The sequence below is a fragment of the Phenylobacterium sp. genome (assembly GCF_004799395.1).
In the GTDB taxonomy this organism is placed as follows: Bacteria; Pseudomonadota; Alphaproteobacteria; order Caulobacterales; family Caulobacteraceae; genus Phenylobacterium.
Genome location: NZ_SSMZ01000178.1, coordinates 1 through 3,298 on the forward strand (window position 1 = coordinate 1; position 3,298 = coordinate 3,298).

The window sequence follows — 3,298 nt, forward strand, 5'->3', positions numbered from 1 at the left end:
CCGGGTCGATCAGGCCGCCCCTATGGGCAAGCTGACGAAGGGATTGTCGCTCCGCGGCACGACACTTTCCACTGTCATGTAGCGCGACCGCTGGACGGCCCATTCGTCGTTCTGTTCGAGCAGGATCGCGCCGACCAGGCGGGTGATGGCGGCCTCGTTGGGGAAGATATCCGCGAGCTGGTGAGGACTATCTCCGTCTGGCAGCAATCGCCGAGCCCATGCTCCTCGTGCGCCGGGTGCTGCACCAGCAGTTCACCGTGTCAGCGGCGGCGAGAACCCCGTCCTGCCGCCCAATGGTGACCCAGCGGTCTCCTGCATCACGGCCGAGCATTTCGAGGCCCTGGCGCAGTTCAGGGCCAAGGACCTGTTCCTGGCAAACGCCGAGGACCGCTACTACGGCCTGGTCTGTCGGTGCATCGCGCCCGTCGGCCCCTTCAGCATCGGCGACACCCTGATCGCGATCCGAGGCACGCTGTCGATGCAGGAGTGGGTCAACGACGCGATGGCCAGCGTCCCGATCCCGAACCCGCGCGGCTATGGCTCCGTAGGCTCCGGCTTCTGTGGGGTGTCTACGCCAGCATGACCATCTGCGATCTATCGGGAAACCGCCTGGACGGTTCCTCGATGTTCGCGGTGATCGTGACCTTGCCAAGGGCTCGACGCGCATCTGGCTGACCGGGCACAGCCTGGGAGCGGCCTTGGCCACCTACCTGGCGGCCGACATGCAAGTCGAGCTCACCGGCGTTCCCTGCGCGCTCAACGTGGCGCTGTTCGCGTCGCCGAAGCCTGGAAGTTTCGGCTACTCTGACGGCTACATGGCGCGTGTCAGCAGCTTCACCGATGTCATGTTCGCCGCCGACATCGTGCCGCAGTTGCCCGGCTATCCCGCCGAGCCGCTGAAGGGCGGAGGTCCGGGGCACAATGTGATCACATTGCCCAGACAAGGCCCGGGCGCTCCGCCGGCGCCGGAGCTCGATCCGGTCACCAACCACGCGACGGAGACCTACGCGGCGATGCTCCGCGCTCTCTGACCCCCAACTTCTATCTGACTATCGAGTACAAGCCCTCGGAGCGATCCGGGGGCTTTTTTCTTGTCTACGGCGCCGCAGCAAATGACCGTTGTGTGGTGGTTTTCAGGGTGGCGCTCGCATGGCGAGATTGTAACCCGTTGAAAACGATGGTGGATGCGACAGGGATTGAACCTGTGACCCCCTCGGTGTGAACGAGGTGCTCTCCCGCTGAGCTACGCATCCTTATCGCGCAAAGACTTTGGCGCTAATCGCGAGGAGGTGGGCGTATAGCGTGAGGCCTTACGCCTCGCAAGCGCCGAGCAGACGCATGCAGGCGTCTGGAAGTTCCTCATAGTGGTCGATCACGATATCGGCGCCCAACTCGCCGGCCGGGGTCTCGGTGTAGCCGAAGCTGACCAGGATCAGCGGGACCCTGGCGGCATGCGCGGCGCCGGCGTCGGTGGCGGCGTCGCCGACCATGATGGCGCGCGCCGGGTCGCCGCCGACCTCGGCGATGGCGGTCAGGAGATGGCGCGGGTCGGGCTTGATGGCCGGGGCGCGGTCGGAGCCGATCACGGCGGCGAACAGACGGCTCATGTCCAGCGCGTCGAGCAAGGTGTCGGAGAGGCCGGTCAGCTTGTTGGTGCAGACCACGAGCTTCGCGCCGGACGCCTTGAGCGTTTCCAGGGCGACGACGCAACCCGGAAACGGCCGGCTCTCGTCGGCGATGTGGGCCTCGTAGCGGACCAGGAAGCGGTCGAGGAGGGGCTGGACCTGCGTGGGTTCGAGCGGCGCATCGGCCGCCTGGAATCCGCGTTCGATCAGCCAGCGGGCGCCGCGGCCGATGAACGGGCGGGCCTCGTCCAGGCCCATCGGCGCGACGCCCTCGGCCTTGAGCAGCCAGTTCAGCGTGCCGACCAGATCGTGAGCGGTGTCGACGAGGGTGCCGTCCAGGTCGAGGGCGATGACGGCGCCCGAAAGCGCCGCCACCTTGCGGTCAGTTCCCATTGACGACGGCAGTCGCCTTGTCGAGCTCGGCGGCGTAGGCGGCGAGCGCCTGGCTGGTGAGGCCGACGTACTTCTGGGCGTCGTCGAAGCGGCGCTCCTCGATGGCCTCACGCACGCCCGGCAGGGTCTTGGCGCCATAGCCGGTGAAGCGGCCGGGGGCATAGATCATGTTCATGTACCAGCCGCGCCCAGGCAGCCCTTCGGGACGCAGCATGGTCTGGTCGAGCGGCCGGATCACCGCGTCGAGCTTGACGCGCTGGGCCTTGGTCAACGCCTCGCCCTTGCCCGCGAGCGCGGAGTCGAAGGCTGCTGCGCTGGTCTTCAGCTTGGCGACGGCGCTGTCCAGGGCCGCGAAGTCCGTGGTCGGCGAGGCCTTCAGCGGCTCCGGGTTGGCGTGCGGCTTGGTCGGGTCGGCGGCCAGCGCGAAGGCGTTGCCGCTCAGGAGCTTCGCCTGGGTGCGGGCCGTGTCGCGCGTGGTGTCGGAGAGCTTCTTCACCTCGTCGAGATAGGTCGCCACCGTGTCGGCGAAGTCGCCGTAGCGCTGCACCGGGAGATCCGTATCGGCCAGCCGCATGACCGCGCGGCCGACGGTCTTGGCGAGCGTCGCGTCATAGACGAAGCCCGGGTCCACGAAGGTCGAGTGGTGCTGATAGTCGTCGTAGAGCGAGTGGTAGACCCCGCCGCTCTCGCCCTCGCCGCCATAGGCGAAGTCGATGGACGGTACGCCAAGGTGCTGCAGGAAGGCCGAATAGTCCGAGCCCGAGCCCAGGGCGCCGAGCGGGATGTCCTTCGTGGGATCGTTGGCCGCCGCCTTCATCTGCGGCGACTGGCCTTCGCCGCGGCCGCCCCCGCCACCGCTTTCGGTGAGGCTCACAGCCAGCCGCGCGCGGGCCCTGTCGCGGACCGAGACGCCGGTCTCAGGGTCCTTCACGTCGGCGCTGATCTGATTGACGAAGTGCTGGAAGGCGTGGCTGCCCTCGGCGCGGAAGAAGCCGCGGCCGTTGCCGTCGGAGTTGATGTAGACGACGCCCTTGGCCTTCAGTTCGTCGGCGTGGGTCTCGGCCCATTCCGTGGAGCCGAGCAGGCCGGGTTCTTCGCCGTCCCAGCTGGTGTAGACGATGGTCCGCTTGGGCTTCCAGCCGCCCTTCATCAGCACGCCAAACGCCTTGGCTTCGGCCAGGAGCGCGATCTGGCCGCTGAGCGGATCGGAGGCGCCCATCACCCAGCCGTCATGGTGGTTGCCGCGCACGATCCAGTCGTTGGGGCTTTCCGAGCCCTTC

The 3,298-nt window shown here is 67.5% G+C and carries 3 protein-coding genes, 1 tRNA gene and 1 pseudogene; 1 reads left to right on the forward strand and 4 read right to left on the reverse strand.

Going from position 1 to position 3,298, the window contains the following annotated elements:
• Window positions 1–9 precede the first annotated feature (9 nt).
• Window positions 10–168: pseudogene (locus E8A12_RS11805) on the reverse strand (IS256 family transposase); the annotation flags it as partial.
• A gap of 392 nt (window positions 169–560) precedes the next feature.
• On the opposite strand from E8A12_RS11805, the gene E8A12_RS11810 reads away from it, so the two are divergent.
• Entirely contained in the window at window positions 561–1,031 is a 471-nt protein-coding gene (locus tag E8A12_RS11810; protein ID WP_293368896.1) for a hypothetical protein, read from the forward strand.
• 147 nt (window positions 1,032–1,178) lie between these two features.
• Here E8A12_RS11810 and E8A12_RS11815 read toward each other — a convergent pair.
• The 3 genes from E8A12_RS11815 to E8A12_RS11825 form a co-directional block, all read right to left on the reverse strand.
• Window positions 1,179–1,253 (reverse strand) — tRNA-Val (locus E8A12_RS11815).
• Between the two features lie 57 nt (window positions 1,254–1,310).
• Complete coding sequence (locus E8A12_RS11820) at window positions 1,311–2,018, reverse strand: HAD hydrolase-like protein (RefSeq protein WP_293368898.1); 708 nt, start codon at window positions 2,016–2,018, stop codon at window positions 1,311–1,313.
• A partial coding sequence (locus tag E8A12_RS11825) for a transferrin receptor-like dimerization domain-containing protein (RefSeq protein ID WP_293368900.1) occupies window positions 2,008–3,298 on the reverse strand: 1,291 nt, incomplete at its 5' end. The genes E8A12_RS11820 and E8A12_RS11825, both read right to left, overlap by 11 nt.